This window comes from Roseomonas sp. KE0001 (assembly GCF_016107285.1).
Lineage (GTDB): Bacteria > Pseudomonadota > Alphaproteobacteria > Acetobacterales > Acetobacteraceae > Pseudoroseomonas.
The window spans coordinates 123,065-146,306 of record NZ_RCVQ01000007.1 but is presented as its reverse complement, the minus strand read 5'-3'; the positions used below and the strand labels follow the sequence as shown (position 1 = coordinate 146,306).

Sequence of the window (23,242 nt, the reverse complement as noted above, 5' to 3'; positions counted from 1 at the left end):
GTCTTCCCGGCGGGGGGCCGGGACGGGGTGGCTCAGCCGCGATGCTCGCCGGCGCCGGCATCGTCCGCGAGATCGCCCCTGTAGGCCCGGCGCGTCCGCTCGAGCTCGGCACGGGCCCGCTGCGCGAGGTCCGCCCCCTCGCGCATCATCGCCTCCCGCCCCAGGCGGCGCCATTCGGTGCAGAGGCGGGCGAGCGCCAGGGCGCCGACATTGGCGGCGCTGCTGCGCAGGGCATGCGTCTCGGAATGGAAGCGCGTCGCGTCGCCGGCCAGGGCGGCGGCGGCGATCTCCTCGATCAGCGCCCCCGCATCGTCGAGGAAGTCGCGCGCGAGTCCCTGCAGGAACTCCTCGCCGCCGAGCTGACGCAGGTTCTCCACCACCTCGTCATCCAGCGCCGGGCTGGTCGGGCGGAAGCGCGGGTGGCTGGCGATGGCGGTCACCGGCCCGGCGGGCGCGGCCTGGCCCGGGCGGGGCGGGCGCGCCCGCTCCTCCACCAGGCGCAGCAGCTCGTCCGGCCGGATCGGCTTGGTCACGTGGCCGTCCATGCCGGCCTCGGCACAGCGCCGCACCGCCGCCTCCGTGGCGTCGGCGGTCAGCGCCAGGATCGGCAGATGCGGCTGCCCGAGCGCCATGACGCGGAACAGCTTCGTCGCCTCGATGCCATCCGTGTCGGGCATGTTCACGTCCATCAACACCAGATCGAGGCTGTCGGCCTCCTGCTCCAGGATGTCGAGCGCGGCATCGCCATTGTCGGCCAGCCGCACGGCATGGCCGGCCCGTTCCAGGATCTTGGCGACAACGCGTTGGTTCACCCGGCTGTCATCCGCCACCAGCACGCGCAGTGGCCGCGCGGGCCGCCGAGCGGGAGCGGGAGCAGCCCCGGCCTCCTCCGGGGGTGCCGCCTCCTGCGGCTCGTCGCCGGCCGGGGCGGGGGCCAGGGCCAGGGCCAGGCGCAGCGCATGCGCCAGTTCCTCGCCGGTGGCCTGGGGCGGCAGCAGGGTCTCGGCCGCGCGGCGCAGCGTCTCGGGCGGCAGCGCCGGCGCGGCGCCTGCCTCGTCCACCAGCAACCGGGGATGCGCCGGCGCGTCGGCGGGCAGGGCGACCGGCGCATAGGCCAGCAGCAGGCAGCGCCCTTCCGGCCCTTCGGGGCGGGCCCGCATCAGGCGTGCCGCCTCCTCCACACCGGCCGCCGGCCGTGCCTCGGCGCCGAACTCCGCCAGCTTCTCGGCCAGGGCCGCCGCCCGGATCGGCGCCGGGTCGAGCAGCACCACGGCGAGGCCGGCGAGAGAGGGGCGGGGCTGCGGCGTGACCGCCTCGGCCAGGACGGTGAAGCGGAAGGTGCTGCCCTGTCCGGGGATGGAGGTGACGCCGATCTCGCCCCCCATCAGCCGCACCAGCCGGCGGCAGATGGCCAGGCCCAGCCCGGTGCCGCCGAAGCGGTTGATGATGGTGGAATCGGCCTGGGTGAAGTTCTCGAAGATCCGCTCCTGCGCCTCGGGCGCGATGCCGATGCCGGTGTCGGAGACCTCCACGGTCAGGCGCAGCCGGGTCTCGCCCGGCGCCGGCGGCGCGGCGTCCAGGGCGACGGTGACCCCGCCCTCCGCGGTGAACTTCACCGCGTTGCCGGCCAGATTCAGCAGCACCTCCATCAGGTGCCGGCGGTCGCCGCGCAGCAGCAGCGGCGTGCGCGGCGTGACGTGCAGGGAGAAGCGCAGTCCCTTGGCGCGGCACTGCGCGGCCAGCAGGCGGCGCAGCTCGGCGAGCAGCGGGCCCACCTCGATGTCCACCGTCTCGGTCGGCATGCGGCCGGCCTCGATGCGCGACAGGTCGAGGATGTTGTCGATCAGCGCCAGCAGCGAATGCGCGGCGGTGTTCACCGTCTCCAGCATGTCGCGCTGCTCGCCGTCGAGCCGGGTATCGCGCAGCAGGCCGCCCATGCCGATGATGGCATTGAGAGGCGTCCGCAGCTCATGGCTGACGCTGGCCAGGAAGAGCGACTTGGCCTGGCTCGCCTCCTCCGCCTGCTGCCGCGCGGCGGACAGGCGGCGGATCAGCGTGCCGGCATAGAGCGGCAGGATCAGCAGGCCGATCAGCAGGCCGATCGACAGGTGGAGCTGGCCGTTCCAGTAGGGCGTGGTCAGGATGACGAGGCCGAAGCCGAGGAAGGCCACCAGCATGGCGACCCGCAGCGAGGACAGGCCGAAACGGAAGCCGTTGCCGAAGATCACCCAGAGATAGATCGGGAAGAACAGCGCCACCGGTTCCTCGCCGATGTGCAGCTGCCAGGACAGGAAGCCGCAATCCAGCAGCAGCGCGGCCAGCCGGCGCGGCGGCGAGGCGGCGGGCACGAGCAGGATATGGCCCAGGATGCCAAGGGCGAGGGCGACATAGACCGCCATGGCCAGCAGCGCGTCCCGGGAATCGCCGCCGACCAGCAGGAAGAGGATGATGACCGCCGCGAAAGCGAGGCGGTTGAAGCTCATCTCGTGCTCGCTGTCCGGACGCCCCCGCAGCCGGTTGCGCAGCCAGGCCAGCGGCCCGGGGCGGCGTCCGGGCGGCGGCGTGGCGGCCTTGCTCACGGCACGCCGTAGGGCTCGGCGGGACTGGCCGCCGGGATGAAGGCTCCCGCCGGGTCATGCTCCGCCAGCAGCCGCGACAGGGCTTCGGCCGGGATGGGCGGGCTGAAGTAGTAGCCCTGCACCTCGTCGCAGTTCTCCTGGGAGAGGCGCGCCAGCTGCTCGGCCGTCTCGACGCCTTCCGCCACCACCGAGAGCCGCAGCGAATGGCCCAGCGCCACGATGGTGCGCACGATGGCGGCATCGTTCGGATCGCTGACCATGCCGCGGACGAAGGACTGGTCGATCTTCAGCCGGTCCACCGGGAAGCTCTTGACGTAGTTGAGGGAGGAATAGCCGGTGCCGAAATCGTCCACCGAGACGCAGACGCCGAGCTGCCGCAGCTCCTGGAGCATGACGGCGGATTCCACCGCCTGCTCCATCAGGATGCCCTCGGTCAGCTCCAGTTCCAGGAGCGCCGGGTCCAGTCCGGTCTCGGCCAGGGCGCGGCGCACGATCTGCCCGACATCCTGGCGGCGGAACTGGATCGGCGAGAGGTTGACGCCGATCCGCAGCGGCCGCCCCGCCCGGGCCCAGGCGGCGGCCTGGCGGCAGGCCTCCCGCAGCACCCATTCGTTGATCGGGCCGATCAGCCCGGTTTCTTCCGCCACCGGCAGGAAGACGCCCGGGCTGACCAGGGCGCCGCCGCCCCGCCGCCAGCGCAGCAGCGCCTCGGCGCCGACGATGCGGTGCGTGCGGAGCGAGATCTGGGGTTGGTAGTGCAGCACGAACTCGTCGCGCTCGAGACCCAGGCGAAGGTCGCGCTCGACGCGCATGGCCTCCCGCGCCCGCTCGTCCATGGCGGCGGCGAAGAAGCGCCATCCGTTCCGCCCCTCGGCCTTGGCGCGGTACATGGCGAGGTCGGCGTTGCGCAGCAGCCCCGCGGCATCGCGGCCATCGCGCGGGGAGACGGTGATGCCGAGGCTGGCGCTGGTGGACAGGACCTGGCCATCGCAGGCGAAGGGCGCCGAGAGGCTCTCGACGATCCGCGCGGCCAGCGCCGCGGCATCCTCCGGCCCGGAGATGCCGGCCTGCAGGATGGCGAACTCGTCGCCGCCCAGGCGCGAGACGGTGTCCTCCGGACGGACCGACTGCTGCAGCCGCCGCGCCACCTCCTGCAGCAGCTGATCGCCGAGGTGATGGCCGAGCGCGTCGTTCACCGACTTGAAGCGGTCGAGATCGAGGAAGAGGAGCGCGAAGGCGTGCCTGCTGTTCCGCCCGCGCGCCAACTCGTGCCGCAGCCGCTCGCTGAGGAAGATGCGGTTCGGCAGGCCGGTCAGCGCGTCGTGATGCGCCATGTGGCTGAGCCGCCGCTCGGCCATCTTGCGGTCGGTGACGTCGAGCGAGGTGGTCAGCACCGTGACGACCTGTCCGGCGGAGTCGCGCAGCGGGGATTTGGTAGTGACCAGCACCCGCGCCTCGCCGCTGGGGCCGACCGCCTCCTCCTCCTGCTCGGCCAGGGCCGCGCCGGTCTCGAAGACGTGGCGGTCCCGCTCGCGCGAGGCGGCGCCGCGCTCGGCACCGAAGACCCGCTCGATCTCGTTGCCGACCAGCGCCTCCGGCGTCGATCCGGAAAATGCCGCCTGACTGGCGTTGACGAAGACGCAGCGGCCCTGGCGATCGGCGGCGGTGATCATGGCGGGGACGGTGTCGATCACCTGCGCCAACGCCTTGCGGCTGTCGCGCAGCAGCGCCTCGCGCGTGCGGGCGCTGTCCTCCAGCTCCTGCTCCAGGCTGCGCGCGCGGCGCTGGATCACCTGCTGCTGCCAGCGCATCCGCAGCAGGTTGCGGGCGCGGGTCATGAACTCGTAGTGGTCCACCGGGCTGAGCAGGAAGTCGGTGGCGCCGGCCTCCAGCGCCCGCAGGCGGTAGGCACGGTCGTTGTAGGCGGTGATGACGATCACCGGCACGTCGGCGACGGCGGGATTGTCGCCCAGGGCGCGCAGCCGGCGGGTGAACTCGGCGCCGTCCATGCCGGGCATGCGGAAGTCGGTGACCACGAGGTCCACGCTGTTGCCGCGCAGCCATTCGAGCGCCTGCTGGGGATCGCCGAAGGCCTCGACCCTGGCGCCGCGGTCCAGGGAGGCGGCGAGGCGCGAAAAGATGTCCCGGTTCGTTGTCCTGTCGTCGAGGATCAGGATGGTTACCATAATGTCTTGAAGACCTGTCCCCGGCTCGTGCGGCGTCGCGGCCGGAGGCCGCGTCACAAATCATATACACGGGGGAGAGGCCGCTGCACAAAGCACAATCATGAGGCGAATAACCCGACCACCTTGCGGCCTTCCGTCCGGAGATGCCTGGAGAGGACCACCGGAAGGGCGGGTGCGACGGGCCGGACAAGGTGGCTTGCCGGTCTTCCAGGGGGCCGGTAGCGTCCTGCCCCAAAGGTGCCTGCGGCCCGCCGGGCCCCCAGGCCAGGCCCGGAGAACGCCGCCATGATCGACCTTCACTACTGGACCACCCCGAACGGCCACAAGGTCACGATGTTCCTGGAGGAGGCCGGTCTCCCGTACCGGATCCACCCCGTGAACATCGGCAAGGGCGAGCAGTTCCGCCCCGAATTCCTGGCCATCGCGCCGAACAACCGCATCCCCGCCATCCTCGACACCGAGCCCGCGGATGGCGGCGCGCCGGTGTCGCTCTTCGAGAGCGGCGCCATCCTGCTCTACCTGGGCGACAAGATCGGCCGCTTCATCCCGCCCCCGCAGGAGATCCGGGGCCGCGCCGAGGTGCTGCAGTGGCTGTTCTGGCAGATGGGCGGCCTCGGTCCGATGGCGGGCCAGAACCACCATTTCAACGTCTATGCGCCGGAGAAGATCCCCTACGCCATCGACCGCTACGTGAAGGAGACCAACCGCCTCTACGGCGTGCTGGACCGGCGCCTGGCCGACCGCGCCTTCGTGGCCGGGCCGGACTACAGCATTGCCGACATGGCGATCTATCCCTGGATCGTGCCGCATGAGCGGCAGGGCCAGAAGCTGGAGGACTTCCCCAACGTCGCGCGCTGGTTCGCGGCCATCAAGGCGCGGCCGGGAACGGTCAGGGCCTATGCCCGGGCGGAGGAGTTCAGCGCCCAGGCGATCAAGCCGGAGGACAGCCGGGCGGTCCTCTTCGGCCAGACCTCGACCACCGGAAAGCAGGGCTGAGACGATGGCGCTCCGGCTCTACGAACTGACCGGCGAGGACCCGGAGCGCCGCTTCAGCCCCTATTGCTGGCGCAGCCGGATGGCGCTGGCGCACAAGGGGCTCGACGCCGCCTGCATCCCCTGGCGTTTCACCGAGGGCGAGGCCCTCGCCTTCTCCGGCCAGGACAAGGTTCCCGTCCTGCGGGATGGCGAGACGGTGGTCGCCGATTCCTGGGCCATCGCCCTGTATCTGGAGCAGGCCTATCCCGACCGGCCGAGCCTTTTCGGCGGTGACCCGGCGGCCACGCGGTTCATCAACGCCTGGGCCGATGCGACGCTGAACGCCCATCTGGTCCGGCTGATCGTCAGCGACATCCCGCGTTGGCTGGGCGAGGGGCAGCGCGCCTATTTCCGCGCCAGCCGCGAGGCCCGCTTCGGCCAGCCCCTGGAACAGGTGACTGCCGGCCGCGAACAGCGCCTGCCGGAGTTCCGGGCCAGCCTGCAGCCGCTGCGGCTGCTGCTGCGCGACGCGCCCTTCCTCGGCGGCGAGGCGCCGCGATACGGCGACTACGCGGTCTTCGGCGGCTTCCAGTGGGCGCGGTCGGTCTCGGAGCTTGCGCTGCTGGAGCCGGACGATCCGGTGGCCGCCTGGCGCGAGCGCATGCTGGACCTGTTCGGCGGCCTGGCCCGCCACGCCCCGGCGGCCTGAGGCACAGGATACCGCAAGCGGCAACCCTGAGCGCGGCGGCTCGTTCTCTCCACAGAACTTGCTGTTAACCGCCACAGTCAGGGAGCTGCCCATGGAGTATGAAACCATCTGGCTTGCCGAGCAGGAGGGGGTGCCGAACAACCCCCGGCTGCCAGTGCTGATCTACCGCGAGGCCTTCGAGGCCCGGCGGGCCGAGGCGGCGGAGGCGCTGTTCGCCGGCCATGGCTGGCCGCCCGCCTGGCGGGACGGCATCTACGGCCATGTCCATTTCCACACCACCGCGCATGAGGCCCTGGCCATCATCGAGGGCGAGGTCCTGCTTCAGCTGGGCGGGGAGGGCACGGTGCCGCAGCGGCTGCAGGCCGGCGACGTGGTGGTGCTGCCTGCCGGCACCGGCCACAAATGCCTGCTGGCAAGCGAGGATCTGCTGGTGGTGGGCGCCTATCCCGAGGGTCAGCGGCCGGATGAGCAGCGCGCCGAGCCCGGCCAGGCCGCGGCGGCGCGGGCCCGCATCGCCCGCCTGCCGGACCCGCCGGCCTGTCCGGTCACCGGCCAGCCCTATCGCCGCCGGCCCTGAGAGCCGGTCACGCGGCGGCGATGGCCGCCCGCATCGCCCGCACCCCGGCCTCCGGCCCTTCCGGATGGCTCCACACTGCCCCGACCACCGCCAGGAAATCGGCCCCCGCCCGCACCAGGGGGGCGCAGTTCGCCGCGGTGATGCCGCCGATGGCGACCGAGGGCAGCTCGAACATCTCCGTCCACCAGGTGAGGATCTCCGGCTCGGCGCGATGCTCGGCCTGCTTGGTCGCGGTCGGGAAGAAGGCCCCGAAGGCGACGTAATCGGCACCGACCTCACCGGCCTCCATCGCCAGGTGCCGGCTGCCGTGGCAGGTGATGCCCAGCGTCCGGTCCGGCCCGAGCAGCTTGCGGGCCGCCGCGTGGTCGCCATCCTCCTGGCCGAGATGCGCCCCGTCGCAGCCATGCGCCACGGCCAGGTCGGCGCGGTCGTTCATCAGGACGGCGACGCCGCGGGACTGCGCGACCGGGCGCAGCGCGTCGATGGCGCGCCGCAGTTCGTCCTCCGGCACATCCTTCAGCCGCACCTGCAACGCGGCCACCTCGCCGGCGTCCAGCGCGCGGGCCAGCAGGTCCGGGAAGTGGCCGGGATCGATCCGGGGCGGGGTGATCAGGTAGAGCTGGCAGTCGGGCATGGGAGGCTGGGATCCAGGAGTGGCGGCGGAGCGGGGATGGCCCGCCCCGGCCGCCGGGTCAGGCCTTGTAGACGGCGATGATGTCCGACAGCAGCCTCAGCGCCTCCGCCTTCGGGCGCTGGAAGGTGTTGCGGCCGATGATCGAGCCGTTGCCGCCGCCGGCGTGGATGCCCCTGGCCATCTCGACGAGCGATTCGCTGGTGCCCGCCTCGCCGCCGGAGAAGACCACCAGCCGCCGGCCGCCGAAGCAGGCCTGCACCACATGGCGGATGCGCCCGGCCAGGCTGCCGATCTCGGGCACCGGGTTCTTCTCGTAGGTCTTCTTCGCGGCGTCGAGGGAGATCGCCTCCGTCGGCGGCTTCACCTTGATGATGTGCGCCCCCAGCAGCGCCGCCATGTGCGCGGCATAGGCGCAGATGTCGAGTGCCGTCTCCGCCGTCTTGTCGAGATTGGGGCCGCGCGGATAGCTCCACACTACCACCGCGAGACCGGCCGACTTGGCCTCCTCGGCCAGCTCGCGCAGCTCCTCCATCATCTCGAACTGGTATTCCGAACCCGGATAGATGGTGAAGCCGATGGCCGAGCAGCCGAGCCGCAGGGCATCCGCCACCGTGCCCGTCACCGCCTGGTCCTTGGTGGTGGAGAGGCTGTTCGAGGAATTGACCTTCAGGATGGTCGGGATGGCGCCGGCATAGGTCGCGGCGCCGGCCTCGATCATGCCGAGCGGGGCGGCATAGGCGTTGAGCCCGGCCTCGATCGCCAGATCGAAGTGATAGCGCGGGTCATAGGCGGCGGGATTGGGCGCGAAGCTGCGCGCCGGGCCGTGCTCGAAGCCCTGGTCGACCGGCAGGATCACCAGCCGGCCGGTGCCGCCCAGCTTCCCCTCCATCAGGATGCGGGCGAGGTTCGCCTTGGTGCCGGGATTGTCGCTCTCGTACCAGGAGAGGATGTCCTTCACGCGGGGTGTCAGCTGCATCGTCCGTCCTTCCGTGTCGGCGTTGTTTCCGCCGGATTCTGGCCGTACAGGCTTAGCCGAGCCCCCCCCAGGATGTCACCAGCGGGGGATGTCACCAGCGGGGGATGTCACCGGCGCCGCCGTCGAGCCAGGCGTCCAGCGCGCGCTCCATGGCGCTGCCGAGCGGCGGCCGCAGCACCAGGGAAGGGGGCGCCCGCCGCCAGGCCGCGGCGCCCAGCGCGACGGCCACGGCCTCCACCGCCGGCCGCCCCGGCGCCCCGGCGCCCAGCACCACGGCGGGTAGGCCGGCGCGCAGTGCGGCGAGGGCGAAGCCGGGGGCATCGCCGCAGTCCAGAACCGGCAGGCAGGGCTGTCCCGGCCAGTCGCGCCGGGCGGGGGCCAGCATCGCCAGGAAGGTCTCCGGCGTGAGCCAGCGCGCGGCGCCGGGGGGCGACAGGAGGGGCAGCGTGGCGCCGGGGCAGCGCCGGGCGGCGGCGGCCAGGGCCATCCGCGCGCCGGCGGCATCATGCACGGTCACGGCCGGAGCCAGGATCATGCGCCCCCGCATAGCGCGGCGAGGCCTGGCCCGCCATGGTCCGGGGAGGCGGCGGCGGCGGGCTTCCAGGCTCCGATGGAAGGCGGGCGGAAGCACCGCCGGACGGGCATCCGTTGACCCTGGATGCTTGCGCCGCTTAAAGCCTTCATCATGAGGTATCACGCTGGGGCGAAGGCGGCGGCATGAGCGACGCGGTGGATCAGGCCGCTGCACGGCTGGAACGGGCGGTCGAGCGGTTGGCGGCGGTGCTGGGCCGGCTGGACACGGCGGCGGGTGCGCCGCCCGGCGTTCCGCCGGAGGCCCTGGCGGCGCTCTCCGCGCGGCTCGACGACGCGCTGCTGCGGCTGCGGGGCGCGCTGGCGGAGGTGGAAGGGGCCGAGGCCCCGGCGGAGCCCGCCGGGCCGGGGCTTGATGAGACGACGTCGCCCGGCCTGCCGGACGACGAGCACAAGGAGAGCTGAGCTTGGGTCAGGTCACGGTTCGCGTTGGCGGCTATACCCATCCCGTCTCCTGCGAGGACGGCCAGGAGGGGCATCTGATCGCGCTCGCGGCGGATGTCGACCGGCGGGTTTCCTCGATCCGCGCCATGGGCGGGCAGTTCGGCGAGAGCCGCCTGCTGCTGCTGGCCGCCCTGCTGCTGGCCGACGAGATCCATGACCTGCGCGTCGAGCTGTCCCAGGCCCGGGCGGGCCAGTCCGGTGCCGCCCCCGCCGCCGATCCCCGCCTGGCCGAGCGTCTCGGCCGGCTCGCGGAACGGATCGAGGGCATTGCCGCGACGCTCGACCGTCCCTAAATGTCCGTTGCGGGGCTGTCGGGCGCGTCAGGCAATTTATCCCTGGGGCCAATAAGCATCCTCCGGGAGCTGGCTCTGGCCGGATCGTGGTCCGGCTATCTGGCGCCCACCTGCGCTAGCAGGCCTTAGGAGGATAAGACGCCAACGGCCATGGCGGCTCCGCGCAACATTCCCTCCCCCCTCGAAGCCGGCCTGCCGGACCCCCCGTCGCTCGCAAGCGCGAAGGCGGCGGCGCGACTCCGCGCCCTGGAACGGCGCGACGCCCTGGACGATACCGGGGTCGATGCCGGGGCGGGCGAGGCCCTGGCCGGCCATCTGCTGCGGGCCGCCCCGCCGCCGCCCGGCGCCGTGGTCGGCGGCTTCTGGCCGATGGGCGCCGAGATCGACATCCGGCCGCTGCTGCACGCGCTCGCCGCCCGGGGGCATGTTCTGGCCCTGCCGGTCACGCCGCCGCGCGGCCGGCCGCTGCTCTTCCGGCGGTGGCGGCCGGGAGAGGCGCTGGTGCCGGGCCGCTTCGGCACCTCCGTCCCTGCCGAGAGCGCCGGGACGGCGGTGCCGGACTGGCTGCTGGTGCCGCTGCTGGCCTTCGACCGCCGGGGCCTGCGCCTCGGCTATGGCGGCGGCTATTATGACCGGACCCTGGCCGCGCTGCCGGCGGCGACCGCGATCGGCGTCGGCTATACGGCGCAGGAGGTGGCGTCGGTGCCGGCCGGCCCCAATGACCGGCCGCTGGCCGGCATCGCCACCGAGCGTGGTTATATCCCCATCGAGAAGGTTTGAGTGACGTGCGGATCCTGTTTCTCGGCGATGTCGTCGGCCGCTCCGGGCGCGACGCGCTGACCGCGGCCCTGCCGGAGCTGCGCCGGCGCCTCGCCGCCGATGCGGTGGTGGTCAACGTCGAGAACGCCAGCCACGGCTTCGGTGTCTCTCCCGACATGGTGCGCGCCTTCCTGGCGGCCGGGGCGGATGTGCTGACGCTCGGCAACCATTCCTGGGACCGCAAGGAGATCATCGGCTTCATCGATGGCGAGCCACGGCTGATCCGCCCGCTCAACTACCCGCCCGGCACGCCCGGGCGCGGCGCCACGGTGGTCGAGGTCGCGGGCGGGCGGAAGCTGCTGGTGATCAACGCCATGGGCCGGCTGTTCATGGAACCGCTGGACGATCCCTTCCGCGCCGTGCAGGCCGAGCTGGCGCGGCACAGCCTGGGCGCCGCCGGCACGGTGCAGGCGGCGATGATCGACATCCATGCCGAGGCCACGAGCGAGAAGATGGCCATGGCGCACAGCTTCGACGGCAAGGTCAGCCTGGTGGTGGGCACCCACACCCACGTGCCGAGCGCCGACCACCGCATCCTGCCCGGGGGCACGGCCTACATGACGGATGCCGGCATGTGCGGCGACTATGACAGCGTCATCGGCATGCAGAAGGGCGGCGCGGCGCTGCGCTTCTGGAAGAAGGTGCCGGGGGAGAAGCTGGCTCCGGCCGAGGGGCCGGCGACGCTCAGCGGCGTCCTGGTCCGCACCGACGACGCCACCGGCCTGGCGCAGAAGGTGGCGCCGGTCCGGCATGGCGGGCTGCTGGCGCCCGCCATGCCGGACTTCTAAGGCTCAGGCTTCCGAGGCTCAGTAGAGGGTCGCGCTGACCCGCGGCGCCGCCTCGGCGTCATAGGCCGCGGCGTCGACGAGGCCGCCGGTGTGCGCGGCCAGCAGCTCGCCGGCGCTCGGCAGGTCCTGCGGCTTGGCCCGCTCGCCCCAGACGCGGGAGCGCAGGATGGCGCGCTGGCACTGCATGAACACTTCCCGCACCTCGATCAGCAGCACCGTGGCCGGCGTCTGGCCCTGCACCGCGTAGCGCTCGCACAGCGCCGGATCGGTGCTGATCCGCCCCAGCCCGCCGATGCGCAGCGTCTCGCCCGCGCCGGGAACCAGGAAGAGCAGGGCCAGGGCGGGGTTGTCGACGATGTCGCGCAGCGCGTCGATGCGGTTGTTGCCGCGCCGGTCCGGCAGGGCGAGGGTCTTCTCGTCCAGCACGTCCACGAAGCCGGGCGCGTCGCCGCGCGGCGTGCAATGCGGCCCGCGCGCGCCGAAGGTGGCCAGGGCGCAGAAGGGGCTCGCCGCGATGAAGCGGGCCGTGCGCGGGTCGATCCGGTCGGCCACCTTCTTCATCACCAGCTCGCGCGGTGGCGCGTAATGCGCCTGCAGCGCCTCCTGGCTGGTGATCAGATGGTCCGCCGCCGCGGCGGGACGGGTGGCGTCGTTCATGCGCGGCCTCTTCCTTCTCAGCGCGTTCCGGCCAGGTCGGGCCGGGGTGCCCGACCCCGGCGCGGACCGCCGGCCATCCGGGACAGCACCTCGTCATGCCAGACAAAGCGGTGCAGCACCACCATGGCGACATGGCCGGCGATCAGCGCCAGCAGGGCCCAGCCGAGCCAGCCGTGCAGGGCGTTGCCCGGCGCCACCATCCAGCCGATCGGGCCGCCCTGGAAGCCGGGGAAGAGGGGAAGCCCGAAGGGGGCGAAGGCGCGGCCGGAGCCGTAGCTGCGCAGCAGGGCCAGGGCCGGCACGATGAGCATCAGCGCATAGAGCGCGAGGTGGCCCGCCATGGCGGCGTAGCCGAGCCAGCCCCGGTCGGGCTGCGGCCGCCACCGCATGTTGAACAACGCCCAGCTCCCCCGCGCCAGCACCAGGAGCAGCAGCAGGAAGCCCACCGAGGCATGCGTGCCGACAAAGACGCCGGCCACCGGATGCCGGCCGAGCGTGACCTTGAGGATCATCCCGAGGAACTGCCAGGCGAACAGCGCGGCCATGCCCCAGTGCAGGATGCGGCTCACGCGCCCGAAGCGCCGGGGCGTGTCGCGCCAGGGAAGAGTTTCCATGCAGGCCTCCTGGATATTGCACTGCAGTAAGGTGCGGTTCACCCGTTGTCCATCAAGGGGAGGCGTGGCCGCCGCGGGTGGGGGGGGCGGGCCGCGCCCCCTCGCATCCCGCGCCGGGCGGCGGTATAGCTCCGCGCAAAGCCCGGAACATCCCGAGAATCCCGGAGTAGCATCGCGTGGCCGGCCATTCCCAGTTCAAGAACATCATGCACCGCAAGGGCGCGCAGGACGCCAAGCGCGCCCGCGTCTTCGCCAAGCTGATCCGCGAGATCACGGTCAGCGCCCGCCAGGGCCTGCCGGACCCCGCGGCCAATCCGCGCCTGCGCTCGGCCGTGCAGGCGGCGCGGGTGGCGAACATGACCAAGGACACCATCGACCGCGCCATCAAGAAGGCCACGGGCGCGGCGGGGGGCGAGGATTACGTCGAGGTGCGCTACGAGGGCTACGGCCCGGCCGGCGTCGCCGTCATCGTCGAGACGCTGACCGACAACCGCAACCGCACCGCCTCCGACATCCGCTCCGCCTTCTCCAAGTATGGCGGCGCGCTGGGCGAGACCGGCTCGGTCTCCTTTCAGTTCGAGCGCAACGGCGTGGTGCGCTACCCGGCCGAGGCGGCCGATGCGGAGGCGATGCTCGAGGCCGCCATCGAGGCCGGCGCGGCGGATGTCGCCAGCGGCGAGGAGGGGCACGAGGTCCTGACCGCCATCGAGGATCTCTTCGCCGTGCGCGACGCGCTGGAGGAGAAGTTCGGCCCGGCCGAGAGCGCCAAGCTGGAATGGCGGCCCAATGTCACGGTCGAGCTGGACGAGGAGAAGGCGCGCTCGGTGCTGAAGCTGATCGACGTGCTCGACGAGCACGACGACGTGCAGACGGTGACGGCGAATTTCGAGGTGCCCGACGCCGTGCTGCAGAAGCTCTCGGCCTGACGCGGGGCATGGGGGGCGCCATCCGCCTGCTCGGCCTCGATCCCGGCCTCCAGCACACCGGCTGGGGCGTGGTGGAGAGCCATGGCAGCCGGCTGCGCCATCTGTCGGATGGCGTGATCTCGACCGACACGGCGCTGTCCCTCGCGGAGCGGCTCTGCCAGATCCACCGCGCGCTCAACGCGCTGATGGAACACTGGTGCCCGGAGGAGGCGGCGGTGGAGCACACCTATGTCAACAAGAACCCGGGTGCGGCGCTGAAGCTCGGCCAGGCGCGCGGCGTGGTGTTGCTGGCGCCCGCCCTGGCCGGCCTGCCGGTCGCCGAGTACCAGGCGATGGAGGTGAAGCGCGCCGTGGTCGGCACCGGCCATGCCGACAAGGTGCAGGTCTCGGCCATGGTGCGCCGCCTGCTGCCCGGCGCCACGCTGCGGCGGGCCGATGCCGCCGATGCGCTGGCCGTCGCCATCTGCCACGCGCACCACCGCGCCAGCCGGCTGGCGCTGGCGAAGGGCTATGTGCCGGCATGATCGGCAAGCTGACCGGCAGGCTGGACACGCCCTTCGAGGGTGGCTGCATCTTCGATGTCAACGGCGTCGGCTATCTCGTCGCCTGCTCGGCCCGCACGCTGGCCGCCCTGCCGCAGCCCCCGGGCACCGGCGCCCTGCTGGTGGAGACGGTGGTGCGGGAGGATGCCATTATCCTCTACGGCTTTGCCGAGGCGGCGGAGCGCGACTGGTTCCGCCTGCTGACCGCCATCCAGGGGGTCGGCCCCAAGGTGGCGCTGGCCCTGCTCTCGACGCTCTCCCCGGCTGACATGGCGCGGGCGCTGATGGCGGGCGACCGCGGGGCGCTCAGCCGGGCGCCGGGGGTGGGCGCCAAGCTCGCCGCGCGGCTGGTGGCGGAGCTGCGCGACAAGGTCGGCGCGATGCCGACCGGGCCCGGCGTCTCGCCCGGCACCGTGGCCGTCGCGGCGCAGTTGCCGCCGGCCGAGAAGGCGGTGGCCGAGGCCATCTCGGCGCTGACCAATCTGGGCTGGAAGCGGCCCGAGGCCGGCGCCGCCGTCGCCCGCGTGGCCGAGCGGCTGGGCGAGGGGGCGGCGCTGGAGCCGCTGATCCGCGAGGCCCTGAAGGAGTTGGCGCCGCGATGATCCATCTGCCGTCCGGGCGCCCGTCATGAGCGGCCCGTCGAGGAGCGAGGGGGTGCTGGACCCGCAGCGGGGCGAGGAGGATGCCGCCGAGGCCACCCTCCGCCCGCAGGTGCTGGACGACTTCACCGGCCAGAAGGCGCTGCGCGAGAACCTCGCCGTCTTCATCCAGGCGGCGAAGGCGCGGGGCGAGGCGCTGGATCATGTGCTGCTGCACGGCCCGCCGGGCCTCGGCAAGACCACGCTGGCGCAGATTGTAGCGCGCGAGCTCGGCGTGGGCTTCCGCGCCACCTCGGGCCCGGTGCTGCAGAGGGCCGGGGACCTCGCCGCCATCCTGACCAACCTGCAGCCGCGCGACGTGCTCTTCGTCGATGAGATCCACCGGCTGCAGCCGGCGCTGGAGGAGACGCTCTATCCGGCAATGGAGGACTTCCAGCTCGACCTGATCATCGGCGAGGGGCCGGCGGCGCGCACCGTGCGGATCGACCTGCCGCCCTTCACCCTGGTCGGCGCCACGACGCGGGCCGGGCTGCTGGCGACGCCGCTGCGCGACCGCTTCGGCATCCCGCTCCGACTGCAGTTCTACACACCGGCCGAGCTGCTGCTGATCGTCCGGCGGGGGGCGCAGAAGCTCGGCTTCGAGCTGAGCGCGGAAGGGGCGGAGGAGATCGCCAACCGCTCGCGCGGGACGCCGCGAATCGCCGGGCGGCTGCTGCGCCGGGTGCGCGATTTCGCCCTGGTCTCCGGCCACCACGCCGACCGCGCCATGGCCGATGGCGCGCTGAACCGGCTGGAGGTGGATGCGAAGGGCCTCGATTCGATGGACCGCCGCTATCTCCGCCGCATCGCCGAGCACCATCATGGCGGGCCGGTCGGCGTCGAGACCCTGGCCGCCGCCCTGGCCGAGGGGCGCGACACGCTGGAGGAGGTGGTCGAGCCCTATCTGATCCAGGAGGGCTTCGTGCTGCGGACGCCGCGCGGGCGGGTGCTGGGCGAACCCGGCTGGCGGCATCTGGGCATGGCGCCGCCGGCGGGCACCCAGACCGACCTCCTGCGGGACAACCTCTGATGGCAGAGGCGCCCCCTGCTGCGGTCTGGCCGCACCGCTTTCCGGTCCGGGTCTATTTCGAGGACACGGATGCCGGCGGCATCGCCTACCACGCGACATATCTGCGTTGGGCAGAACGCGGGCGGACGGAATCGTTGCGTGCCATAAACTTGCCGCATCAACTTATGATTCAACGTCACGCTTCGTTGCTCGTGGTGCGGCGCATGGAAGTGGAGTATGTGGCCCCCGCCCGGCTGGACGAACCCCTGGTTGTGGAAACCCGGATTCTCCGCTTCGGCGGCGCTTCCGTCGATCTGGAACAGCGGGTGCTGGACGAGGCGGGCGGGGTGAAGGCGGCGTTGCGGGTGGGGCTGGTCTGCGTGCGCGCCGAGGGGATGCGCCCGGTGGCCGTCCCCGAGCCCTGGCGCGGCGCCTTCCGCGCGGCGCTGGACGATGGACCTGCCCCGGCCTGAAGCGGCCGGAGGCGATAGAAGGAGATTGCCGTGGGTGACAGCGTGAGCGCGTCGAACCTCGGTCAGGTGGCACACGATCTTTCGCTCTGGAGCCTGTTCCTGCAGGCGGACTGGGTGGTCAAGGCGGTCATGATCGGGCTGCTGCTGGCCAGCGTCTGGGTGTGGGCGATCGTCTTCGAGAAGATCACGACCATCCGGCGGGTGAACCGTGCCGCCGATGCCTTCGAGGACCGGTTCTGGTCCGGTGGCAGTCTCGATACCCTGCAGCAGCAGGAGGGCGAGCGCCCGACTCACCCGATCGCCGCCGTGTTCGGCGCGGCGATGCGCGAGTGGCAGCGCAGCGCCGCCCGGCCCGAGGGCGAGACCGGCCATCTCGCCGGTGTGCAGCAGCGCGCCGAGCGGGCGATGAACGTCGCCATCCAGCGGGAGATGGACCGCATGGAGCGCTGGATGGTGTTCCTGGCCTCGGTCGGCTCGGTGGCCCCCTTCATCGGCCTGTTCGGCACCGTCTGGGGTATCATGAACAGCTTCTCGGCCATCGCGGGGATGCAGAACACCAACCTCGCCGTGGTCGCGCCGGGCATCGCCGAGGCGCTCTTCGCCACCGCCATCGGGCTGGTCGCCGCCATTCCGGCGGTGCTCGCCTACAACAAGATCACCACCGACCTGGCGCGCTTTGCCAGCCGGCTGGAGGGCTTCGCGGCCGAGTTCGGCGCCATCCTGTCGCGCCAGGCCGAGGAGCGGGGCTGACGCCATGGCGATGTCCAGCGGAGGGCCGGGCGGCCCGGGCCGGCGCGGCCGCTACCGCGCCATGGCCGAGATCAACGTGACGCCGCTGGTGGACGTCATGCTGGTGCTGCTGATCATCTTCATGGTCGCGGCGCCGCTGATGACGGTCGGCGTGCCGATCGACCTGCCGAAGACCAGCGCCAGCGCGCTGAACCAGGAGACCGAGCCGCTGACCATCTCGGTCAATGCCGAGGGCCGGATCTTCGTGCAGGAGAGCGAGGTGCCGCTGGAGAACCTGGTGCCGCAGCTGCGCGCCATCATCGAATCCCAGCCGGCCGGCGCGCCGGAGCGGCGCATCTTCGTGCGCGGCGACCGCGGCATCAATTACGGCCGGGTGATGGAGGTCATGGGCACTGTCTCCTCCGCCGGCTTCACCAAGGTGGCGCTGCTGGCCGAACAGCCCTCCGGTGCCCCCTCCGGCGCCCCCTCCGGCACCCCGGCGGCGCAGCCCGGGCAGGCGCCCGCGCCCGCGCAGCCGCGGCGCTGAGACGGGACCGGACGGACCTCCTCATGGCCCCGCATGGCCTGCGATTCTGGGGCGGCATCTCGGCGGCGCTGCACGCGCTGGTCGGTCTGCTGCTCCTGTTCCAGCTTCCCGGGCGGGAGTTGCCGCCGCCGCAGGAAGCGATCCCGGTCGAGCTGGTGACGCCGGATGCGCCCCAGCTCGCCCAGGCGCCCGCGCCCCTGCCGATGCCGGCGCCGCCCGCCCCGGAGCCCGAGCCCAATCCCACGGTGAACCAGCCGGCTACGCCCGAGGCGCGGCCGACGCCGCCGAGCCCGCCGCCGCCCCCGCCGCCCCCGCCCCCGGCACCGGCCCCCACCCCCGCGCCGCCGGCGCCCACGCCACCCGCGCCGACGCCGCCAAGCCCGACGCCGCCGGCCGCCGCGCCGCGCCCGATGCCGCCCGTGCCCACGCCGACCCCGCCCGCGCCGCAGCCGCAGGCGCTGCCGGCGCCGCCACCCCCGGCCCCCGCGCCGCCGGCGCCGCAGGGCGAGGTGGCGCCGCCGCAGCAGCAGGCCGCGGCACCGTCTCCGCCCCTGCCGATGCCGCCGCCGCCCTCGCCAGCGCCGCCCGCGCCGACCCCCGCGCCGCAGGCCGCGCAGCCGGCGCCGCCGCGCCCGGAGACCCGGCCCTCCGCCGCCCCCCCGGCGCAGCAGCCCAGCCAGCAGCCCGGCACCGGCCGCACCCCGCCACCGCCCAACACCACCGAGCGCAGCCAGTCCGTGCTGAGCACGCTGGAGCGCCTGCGCGCCAGCCAGCAGCAGAACCAGCCGCCCCGCGCCCGCCCCTCCGAGGCCGCCGGCCGCCCGGCCGCCGGTGGCGGCGCGCCCAGCGGCACGGCCCTGCTCACCGCCGGCGAGCGCCAGGGCGTCGCCGACAAGATCAGCGAATGCTGGTCGGTCGATGGCGGCATGATGGGGATCGACCAGATCACGGTCGAGGTGCGGGTGGACATCGACCAGGGCGGGACCATCCGCAATGTGCGCCCGGCCGGCGGCACGCCGGGCGACCCGCGCGTGCGCGCCGTGTACGAAAGCGCGCGCCGCGCGTTGCTCGATCCGAAGTGCAGCCCTTTGCCTCTACCCCGCGAGAAGATCCTGTCACTCAACAACACGGTCTTCCGCTTCAGCCCGAGGGGACTCGTCCGATGACCCAGCAGAACATTCTCTTCTCCCGCCGCCTCGCCCTGATGGGCGGAGCCGGCCTGCTGGCCGCGCCCTCCCTGGTGCGGGCCCAGGCGCCGGCGCCCGGCGGCGTCTCGGCGGCCGGCCAGACCATCGACATCACCCGCGCCCGCACCGATCCGATCCCGATCGCGCTGCCCGACTTCGCCGGCTCCTCGCCGCAGGCGCAGCAGCTCGGGCGCAACATCATCCAGGTGATCACCAACAACCTGCGCAATTCCGGCCTGTTCCGGCCGCTCGACCGTGGCGCCTACATCCAGTCGGGCGAGGCCGCGGCTGCCGGGCCGCGCTTCCAGGACTGGCGGGTCATCGGCGCGCAGGCGCTGGTCACCGGCCGGGCCGAGCCGCAGGGGGACCGCGCGCGCATCGAGTTCCGTCTCTGGGAGGTCGGCTCCGAGCAGCAGCTGCAGGGCACCGCCTACACCGCGGCGGCCAACAACTGGCGGCAGATCGCGCATGTCATCTCGGACGTGATCTATGAGCGGATGCTGGGCGAGAAGGGCTATTTCGACACCCGCATCGTCTATGTCGCCGAGACCGGTCCGCGCGATCGCCGCACCCGGCGCCTGGCCATCATGGACCAGGACGGCGAGAACAACCGCTTCCTGACCGATGGCAGCTTCCAGGTGCTGACCCCGCGCTTCCATCCGAACGCGCGACAGATCGCCTTCATGTCCTATGCCAACAACCAGCCGCGCGTGTACCTCTTCGACCTGAACAGCGGCCGGCAGGAGGTGCTGGGCAACTTCCAGGGCATGACGCTCTCGCCCCGCTTCAGCCCGGACGGGCGCAGCGTGGTGCTCTCCTCGGCGCGCGGGGGCGATGCCAATATCTTCGTGGTCGACCTCGCCTCCCGCCGCGAGCGGCAGCTGACCTCCGGCGGCGGGCTCGACGTCTCGCCGAGTTTCTCGCCGGACGGCACGCAGATCGTGTTCAACTCCGACCGCGGCGGTGACCAGCAGCTCTATGTCATGGATGCCAACGGCGGCGGCGTCCGGCGCATCTCCTTCGGCAATGGCCGTTACGCCACGCCCGTCTGGTCGCCGCGGGGGGATCTGATCGCCTTCACCCGCATCTCCGGCGGCCGCTTCGGCATCGGCGTGATGCGCCCCGACGGCTCGGGCGAGCGCATCCTGTCCGAGGGCTGGAGCATGGAGGGCCCGACCTTCGCGCCGAATGGCCGCGTGCTGGCCTTCTACCGCGAGAGCCAGGCGCGCGACACGCGGGGCGGCGGCTACGCGGCCCGGCTCGCCATGATCGACATCTCCGGCTTCAACGAGCGCCAGGTCATCACGCCGACGGACGCGACCGATCCGAGCTGGTCGCCGCTGCTCTCCTCCTGAGGCGGGGCCGGGCCGGACGCCCTTGATTGTAAGTAAGGACTTACAGATTGGCGACGAGGACTTGTCTGTCCGGCCCGATGGCAGAAGAAAGGGCCAGGAGAGGGGCGCGCCTCCACTCCTCGCAAGAAAATGGGCAACTATTCACGCAGGGACGGATTGTCTGCCTTGAACGCGCCCCAATCCCGGCGTAACCGCGGCTGTAATTCGATCTGACACGGGAATCGAAATGATGCAGACCAAGCTTCTGGGTGCCCTGGCCGCCGTCGCGCTGCTGGCGGCCTGCGCCAGTGAGGACACCTCCGGCGCCGCCACGGGCGCCGGCGCGGGGGCCGGCGGCCTCGGCGCCGGTGCCGGCATGAGCGGCGCGATCCGCCCCGGCAGCCAGGAGGATCTGGTGGCCAATGTCGGCGACCGCGTCTTCTTCGCCACCGACAGCAGCTCGGTCGGCGCCGATCAGCGGCCGACGCTGGAGCGGCAGGCCGCCTGGCTGGCGCAGTATCCGCAGGCGCAGGTGACGGTCGAGGGCCATGCCGACGAGCGCGGCACCCGCGAATACAACCTGGCTCTCGGCCAGCGCCGCGCCAATGCGGCGCGGGACGTGCTGGTGGCCCAGGGTGTCGCCGGTGGCCGCGTCAGCACCATCTCCTACGGCAAGGACCGCCCGGCGGCGCTGGGCTCCTCGGCCGATGCCTGGGCGCAGAACCGCCGCGCCGTCACGGTGGTGCGCTGAGGGCCCGTCACGCCCCGCGTTGACGCGGGGCGGCTGGGTTGAGACAAGCGGCGGCATCCGCGAGCGCGGTTGCCGCCGTCTTCATGTCCGCGCTCCGCCGCCTGGTTTTGCCTCCCTGCCTCGTCTCTCTGGGCCCGCCCGCTTCCCGGAAAGGATCCGCGCCATGCTCCGCAAGCTCCTCCTCCTCGCGCCGCTGCTGCCGATGCTGGGCGCCGCCCCGGCGCTGGCGCAGATGGAGAGCCGGGAGGGCATCGCTCTGCAGAACCAGATCCTGCAGCTGCGCCAGGAGATGGAGGCCCTTCGGCGTGGCGGCGGCGGGGGCTATGCCGCCCCGGTCCCGGTGGCGCCGCGCGGCGCCACCGCCGGGGGCAACGAGTTGCTGAGCCAGTTGCTCGATCGTGTGAACAGCCTGGAGGAGGAGGTACGGCGGCTGCGCGGGCAGTCGGACCAGCTCGACTACCGCCTCCGCACCAACCAGCAGGCGCTGGAGAAGCTGCAGGGCGACATGGATTACCGGCTGCAGCAACTCGAGCAGGGGGGCGGGGGCGGCCGACAGGGCGCGGCCCCGCCGGCGCGGCCCGCGCAGCCCGCCGCCGAGCCGGCCGCCGCCGCGCCGCGCACGCCCGAGCGGGCGCTGTCCGAGGGCCAGGCCGCGCTGAGCCGCCGCGACTACGCCGCCGCCGAGGCCGCGGCACGCGAGGTGATCGCCAGCCGCAACAGCGCCCGCGCGCAGGACGCGCAACTGCTCCTGGGTGATGCCCTGCTGGGCCGCCAGCAGTATCAGTCGGCCGCGCTGGCCTATGACGACGCCTATCAGCGCAACCGGCGCTCGGGACGGGCGCCGGAGGCCCTGCTCGGCCTGTCCAATGCCTTCCTGGGCTTCGGCGCCAAGCGCGAGGCCTGCGCCACGCTGGCCGATCTGCGCAGCCAGTTTCCCCAGCTCTCCGGCGGTCTGGCCAGCCGCGCGGCCGAGGCGCGGCGCCGCGGCGGCTGCTAAGGCCCGGGGGCGGCGGCCCCCGCCATGCGCGCGCCCCCGGACGCGGCGGAGTTCGCCGCCCTGATGGAACCGCTGGGCCCCTTCGGCGCGGCGCCCCGCTTCGCCGCCGGCGTCTCGGGTGGCCCGCATTCCCTGGCGCTCGCCCTGCTGGCGCGGGATTTCGCCGCGGCGCGGGGCGGCAGCGTGCTGGGCCTCGTCGTCGATCATGGCCTGAGGCCCGGCAGCGCGGTCGAGGCCGACTGGACTGTCCGCCTGCTGCGCCGGCTCGGCCTGGAGGCCGAGGTCCTTGCCCTGGCCATGCCCCCCGGCGCCGCCCTGCAGGAACGGGCGCGGCAGGCCCGCCTGGCGGCGCTGCTGGCGGCCTGCACCCGCCACGGGCGGCCCTGGCTGCTGCTCGGACAGCATGCCCTGGACCAGGCGGAGACGGTGCTGTTCCGGGCCCTGCGGGGCAGCGGCGCGGCCGGGCTGGCCGGCATGGCGCCGCTGCGCGCCACGGCCGAGGCGCTGATCCTGCGCCCGCTGCTCGGGCTGCCGCCGGCCCGGCTGGAGACGCTGCTCGCCGCCCAGGGCCTGCGGCCGCTGCGCGATCCCTCCAATGACGATCCCCGCTTCGCCCGCGTGGCGCTGCGGCAGGCGATGCGCGATCCCGGCGGCACCGGGTCCGGCACGGCAGCCCTGGTCGCCGCCGCCGCCGCCTTCGCCGGCCGCCGGCGAGGCAGCGAGGCCGCGCTGCGCGCGCGGCTGGCCGCGGCGGCCGTGCTGCATCCGGAAGGCTGGGCGAGCCTCGACCGGGCCGCGCTGGGCCGCGACGCCGTGGCGCGGGATGCCCTCGCGGCGCTTCTGCGGATGATCGGCGGCGGCGGCCACGCGCCGGCCACGGCCGCCGTGGCGGCCCTGCTGGAGCGCGGCGGCGGCACGCTGGGCGGGGTTCTCTGGTCGGGCGACACGCTCAGCCGCGAGCCGGCCGCCTGCGCCGCGCCGGTTCCGGCGCGCCCCGGGGCGGTGTGGGACGGTCGCTGGCGCCTCGCGACGGTGCGGGAGGGGGGGCTGGCCCTGGAGGGGCTGGTGCTGGGCGCGCTGGGTCCGGGGCGATTGCGGCGGGCGGAACGGCGGGGCCTGCCGGCGCCCGTGGCGGCGGGCCTTCCGGCGCTGTGGCGGGGCGGCGCCCTGGTGGGCGTGCCGGCGCTGGGCCTCGGCGTCGCGGCGAAGGCGGAATTCTCTCCCGCCGGAGGGCCGATCTGAGGCTATAAATGTCGTCCGTGTAAGA

At 73.2% G+C, this 23,242-nt stretch carries 26 protein-coding genes and 1 other RNA gene; 20 read left to right on the top strand and 7 right to left on the bottom strand.

Annotated elements, in window-relative coordinates; genetic code table 11:
• Positions 1 to 32 precede the first annotated feature (32 nt).
• Both D9598_RS15105 and D9598_RS15100 read right to left on the bottom strand, forming a co-directional pair.
• Positions 33 to 2,579 (bottom strand): ATP-binding protein, encoded by a 2,547-nt coding sequence (locus tag D9598_RS15105; RefSeq protein WP_198367367.1) that lies wholly within the window; start codon positions 2,577 to 2,579, stop codon positions 33 to 35.
• Complete coding sequence (locus D9598_RS15100; RefSeq protein ID WP_198367366.1) at positions 2,576 to 4,765, bottom strand: EAL domain-containing protein; 2,190 nt, start codon at positions 4,763 to 4,765, stop codon at positions 2,576 to 2,578. Before D9598_RS15100 ends, D9598_RS15105 begins: the two co-directional genes overlap by 4 nt.
• A gap of 285 nt (positions 4,766 to 5,050) precedes the next feature.
• Here D9598_RS15100 and D9598_RS15095 point away from each other — a divergent pair, with 285 nt between their 5' ends.
• From D9598_RS15095 to D9598_RS15085, 3 genes are all read left to right on the top strand, one after another.
• Positions 5,051 to 5,761 carry a glutathione binding-like protein gene (locus D9598_RS15095; protein ID WP_198367365.1) on the top strand — a complete coding sequence of 237 codons (711 nt, stop codon included), beginning with the start codon at positions 5,051 to 5,053 and terminating at the stop codon, positions 5,759 to 5,761.
• A gap of 4 nt (positions 5,762 to 5,765) precedes the next feature.
• A complete protein-coding gene (locus tag D9598_RS15090; protein WP_198367364.1) occupies positions 5,766 to 6,449 on the top strand; it encodes a glutathione S-transferase family protein in 684 nt (227 codons plus the stop codon).
• Positions 6,450 to 6,540: 91 nt separating this feature from the next.
• Positions 6,541 to 7,026: a cupin domain-containing protein gene (locus D9598_RS15085; protein ID WP_198367363.1), complete on the top strand. Its 486-nt coding sequence runs from the start codon at positions 6,541 to 6,543 to the stop codon at positions 7,024 to 7,026.
• Positions 7,027 to 7,033: 7 nt separating this feature from the next.
• Here the strand turns inward: D9598_RS15085 and thiE are convergent, their stop codons facing one another.
• The 3 genes from thiE to D9598_RS15070 all read right to left on the bottom strand — a co-directional run bounded on the left by thiE (position 7,034) and on the right by D9598_RS15070 (position 9,171).
• Positions 7,034 to 7,660 (bottom strand): thiamine phosphate synthase, encoded by a 627-nt coding sequence (gene thiE, locus D9598_RS15080; RefSeq protein WP_198367362.1) that lies wholly within the window; start codon positions 7,658 to 7,660, stop codon positions 7,034 to 7,036.
• Between the two features lie 58 nt (positions 7,661 to 7,718).
• Positions 7,719 to 8,636, bottom strand: coding sequence for a class I fructose-bisphosphate aldolase (locus D9598_RS15075; protein ID WP_198367361.1), 918 nt, complete (start codon positions 8,634 to 8,636; stop codon positions 7,719 to 7,721).
• A 91-nt stretch (positions 8,637 to 8,727) separates the two neighbouring features.
• Positions 8,728 to 9,171, bottom strand: a complete 444-nt coding sequence (locus tag D9598_RS15070; RefSeq protein WP_198367360.1) for a hypothetical protein — start codon at positions 9,169 to 9,171, stop codon at positions 8,728 to 8,730.
• 182 nt (positions 9,172 to 9,353) lie between these two features.
• On the opposite strand from D9598_RS15070, the gene D9598_RS15065 reads away from it, so the two are divergent.
• The 5 genes from D9598_RS15065 to D9598_RS15045 all read left to right on the top strand — a co-directional run bounded on the left by D9598_RS15065 (position 9,354) and on the right by D9598_RS15045 (position 11,571).
• The gene (locus D9598_RS15065) at positions 9,354 to 9,632 is read left to right on the top strand and encodes a hypothetical protein (RefSeq protein ID WP_198367359.1); all 279 of its coding nucleotides are present in this window, start codon (positions 9,354 to 9,356) and stop codon (positions 9,630 to 9,632) included.
• Between the two features lie 2 nt (positions 9,633 to 9,634).
• Entirely contained in the window at positions 9,635 to 9,964 is a 330-nt protein-coding gene (locus D9598_RS15060; RefSeq protein WP_198367358.1) for a cell division protein ZapA, read from the top strand.
• Between the two features lie 9 nt (positions 9,965 to 9,973).
• A non-coding RNA gene (gene ssrS / locus D9598_RS15055) (6S RNA) lies at positions 9,974 to 10,128 on the top strand.
• Positions 10,115 to 10,744 (top strand): 5-formyltetrahydrofolate cyclo-ligase, encoded by a 630-nt coding sequence (locus D9598_RS15050; protein WP_198367357.1) that lies wholly within the window; start codon positions 10,115 to 10,117, stop codon positions 10,742 to 10,744. The genes ssrS and D9598_RS15050 overlap by 14 nt, the downstream gene beginning before the upstream one ends.
• Before the next feature lie 5 nt (positions 10,745 to 10,749).
• Entirely contained in the window at positions 10,750 to 11,571 is an 822-nt protein-coding gene (locus tag D9598_RS15045) for a TIGR00282 family metallophosphoesterase (protein WP_198367356.1), read from the top strand.
• A gap of 18 nt (positions 11,572 to 11,589) precedes the next feature.
• Here the strand turns inward: D9598_RS15045 and D9598_RS15040 are convergent, their stop codons facing one another.
• Together D9598_RS15040 and D9598_RS15035 are read right to left on the bottom strand one after the other, a co-directional pair.
• On the bottom strand, positions 11,590 to 12,228 hold the full coding sequence (locus D9598_RS15040) for an MSMEG_1061 family FMN-dependent PPOX-type flavoprotein (protein WP_198367355.1): 639 nt from the start codon (positions 12,226 to 12,228) through the stop codon (positions 11,590 to 11,592).
• 17 nt (positions 12,229 to 12,245) lie between these two features.
• Entirely contained in the window at positions 12,246 to 12,842 is a 597-nt protein-coding gene (locus D9598_RS15035; protein ID WP_198367354.1) for a cytochrome b, read from the bottom strand.
• Positions 12,843 to 13,018: 176 nt separating this feature from the next.
• On the opposite strand from D9598_RS15035, the gene D9598_RS15030 reads away from it, so the two are divergent.
• The 12 genes from D9598_RS15030 to tilS all read left to right on the top strand — a co-directional run bounded on the left by D9598_RS15030 (position 13,019) and on the right by tilS (position 23,217).
• The gene (locus D9598_RS15030; RefSeq protein WP_198367353.1) at positions 13,019 to 13,768 is read left to right on the top strand and encodes a YebC/PmpR family DNA-binding transcriptional regulator; all 750 of its coding nucleotides are present in this window, start codon (positions 13,019 to 13,021) and stop codon (positions 13,766 to 13,768) included.
• An 8-nt stretch (positions 13,769 to 13,776) separates the two neighbouring features.
• Entirely contained in the window at positions 13,777 to 14,292 is a 516-nt protein-coding gene (ruvC, locus tag D9598_RS15025) for a crossover junction endodeoxyribonuclease RuvC (protein ID WP_198367352.1), read from the top strand.
• Positions 14,289 to 14,912: a Holliday junction branch migration protein RuvA gene (gene ruvA / locus D9598_RS15020; RefSeq protein WP_198367351.1), complete on the top strand. Its 624-nt coding sequence runs from the start codon at positions 14,289 to 14,291 to the stop codon at positions 14,910 to 14,912. Before ruvC ends, ruvA begins: the two co-directional genes overlap by 4 nt.
• Positions 14,913 to 14,937: 25 nt before the next feature.
• A complete protein-coding gene (gene ruvB / locus D9598_RS15015; RefSeq protein WP_198367350.1) occupies positions 14,938 to 15,978 on the top strand; it encodes a Holliday junction branch migration DNA helicase RuvB in 1,041 nt (346 codons plus the stop codon).
• Positions 15,978 to 16,430: a YbgC/FadM family acyl-CoA thioesterase gene (locus D9598_RS15010; protein WP_198367349.1), complete on the top strand. Its 453-nt coding sequence runs from the start codon at positions 15,978 to 15,980 to the stop codon at positions 16,428 to 16,430. The genes ruvB and D9598_RS15010 overlap by 1 nt, the downstream gene beginning before the upstream one ends.
• A 30-nt stretch (positions 16,431 to 16,460) precedes the next feature.
• Complete coding sequence (gene tolQ / locus D9598_RS15005; protein ID WP_198367348.1) at positions 16,461 to 17,180, top strand: protein TolQ; 720 nt, start codon at positions 16,461 to 16,463, stop codon at positions 17,178 to 17,180.
• A gap of 4 nt (positions 17,181 to 17,184) precedes the next feature.
• Positions 17,185 to 17,706: a protein TolR gene (tolR, locus tag D9598_RS15000; protein ID WP_198367347.1), complete on the top strand. Its 522-nt coding sequence runs from the start codon at positions 17,185 to 17,187 to the stop codon at positions 17,704 to 17,706.
• Positions 17,707 to 17,729: 23 nt separating this feature from the next.
• Positions 17,730 to 18,872, top strand: coding sequence for a hypothetical protein (locus tag D9598_RS21505; protein ID WP_198367346.1), 1,143 nt, complete (start codon positions 17,730 to 17,732; stop codon positions 18,870 to 18,872).
• Positions 18,869 to 20,248: a Tol-Pal system beta propeller repeat protein TolB gene (gene tolB / locus D9598_RS14990; protein WP_198367345.1), complete on the top strand. Its 1,380-nt coding sequence runs from the start codon at positions 18,869 to 18,871 to the stop codon at positions 20,246 to 20,248. Before D9598_RS21505 ends, tolB begins: the two co-directional genes overlap by 4 nt.
• A gap of 229 nt (positions 20,249 to 20,477) precedes the next feature.
• The gene (gene pal, locus D9598_RS14985) at positions 20,478 to 20,978 is read left to right on the top strand and encodes a peptidoglycan-associated lipoprotein Pal (protein ID WP_198367344.1); all 501 of its coding nucleotides are present in this window, start codon (positions 20,478 to 20,480) and stop codon (positions 20,976 to 20,978) included.
• 163 nt (positions 20,979 to 21,141) lie between these two features.
• A complete protein-coding gene (locus D9598_RS14980; RefSeq protein WP_198367343.1) occupies positions 21,142 to 21,975 on the top strand; it encodes a YbgF trimerization domain-containing protein in 834 nt (277 codons plus the stop codon).
• Between the two features lie 24 nt (positions 21,976 to 21,999).
• Positions 22,000 to 23,217, top strand: a complete 1,218-nt coding sequence (gene tilS, locus D9598_RS14975) for a tRNA lysidine(34) synthetase TilS (RefSeq protein WP_198367342.1) — start codon at positions 22,000 to 22,002, stop codon at positions 23,215 to 23,217.
• Positions 23,218 to 23,242 lie beyond the last annotated feature (25 nt).

Bases quoted from the DNA above. Each gene is read 5' to 3' on its own strand.
- D9598_RS15100 (WP_198367366.1), bottom strand. From the start codon at position 4,765: ATGGTAACCATCCTGATCCTCGACGACAGGACAACGAACCGGGACATC.
- D9598_RS15095 (WP_198367365.1), top strand. From the start codon at position 5,051: ATGATCGACCTTCACTACTGGACCACCCCGAACGGCCACAAGGTCACG.
- D9598_RS15090 (WP_198367364.1), top strand. From the start codon at position 5,766: ATGGCGCTCCGGCTCTACGAACTGACCGGCGAGGACCCGGAGCGCCGC.
- D9598_RS15085 (WP_198367363.1), top strand. From the start codon at position 6,541: ATGGAGTATGAAACCATCTGGCTTGCCGAGCAGGAGGGGGTGCCGAAC.
- thiE (WP_198367362.1), bottom strand. From the start codon at position 7,660: ATGCCCGACTGCCAGCTCTACCTGATCACCCCGCCCCGGATCGATCCC.
- D9598_RS15075 (WP_198367361.1), bottom strand. From the start codon at position 8,636: ATGCAGCTGACACCCCGCGTGAAGGACATCCTCTCCTGGTACGAGAGC.
- D9598_RS15070 (WP_198367360.1), bottom strand. From the start codon at position 9,171: ATGATCCTGGCTCCGGCCGTGACCGTGCATGATGCCGCCGGCGCGCGG.
- D9598_RS15065 (WP_198367359.1), top strand. From the start codon at position 9,354: ATGAGCGACGCGGTGGATCAGGCCGCTGCACGGCTGGAACGGGCGGTC.
- D9598_RS15050 (WP_198367357.1), top strand. From the start codon at position 10,115: ATGGCGGCTCCGCGCAACATTCCCTCCCCCCTCGAAGCCGGCCTGCCG.
- D9598_RS15040 (WP_198367355.1), bottom strand. From the start codon at position 12,228: ATGAACGACGCCACCCGTCCCGCCGCGGCGGCGGACCATCTGATCACC.
- D9598_RS15035 (WP_198367354.1), bottom strand. From the start codon at position 12,842: ATGGAAACTCTTCCCTGGCGCGACACGCCCCGGCGCTTCGGGCGCGTG.
- ruvC (WP_198367352.1), top strand. From the start codon at position 13,777: ATGGGGGGCGCCATCCGCCTGCTCGGCCTCGATCCCGGCCTCCAGCAC.
- ruvA (WP_198367351.1), top strand. From the start codon at position 14,289: ATGATCGGCAAGCTGACCGGCAGGCTGGACACGCCCTTCGAGGGTGGC.
- ruvB (WP_198367350.1), top strand. From the start codon at position 14,938: ATGAGCGGCCCGTCGAGGAGCGAGGGGGTGCTGGACCCGCAGCGGGGC.
- D9598_RS15010 (WP_198367349.1), top strand. From the start codon at position 15,978: ATGGCAGAGGCGCCCCCTGCTGCGGTCTGGCCGCACCGCTTTCCGGTC.
- tolR (WP_198367347.1), top strand. From the start codon at position 17,185: ATGGCGATGTCCAGCGGAGGGCCGGGCGGCCCGGGCCGGCGCGGCCGC.
- D9598_RS21505 (WP_198367346.1), top strand. From the start codon at position 17,730: ATGGCCCCGCATGGCCTGCGATTCTGGGGCGGCATCTCGGCGGCGCTG.
- tolB (WP_198367345.1), top strand. From the start codon at position 18,869: ATGACCCAGCAGAACATTCTCTTCTCCCGCCGCCTCGCCCTGATGGGC.
- pal (WP_198367344.1), top strand. From the start codon at position 20,478: ATGCAGACCAAGCTTCTGGGTGCCCTGGCCGCCGTCGCGCTGCTGGCG.
- D9598_RS14980 (WP_198367343.1), top strand. From the start codon at position 21,142: ATGCTCCGCAAGCTCCTCCTCCTCGCGCCGCTGCTGCCGATGCTGGGC.
- tilS (WP_198367342.1), top strand. From the start codon at position 22,000: ATGCGCGCGCCCCCGGACGCGGCGGAGTTCGCCGCCCTGATGGAACCG.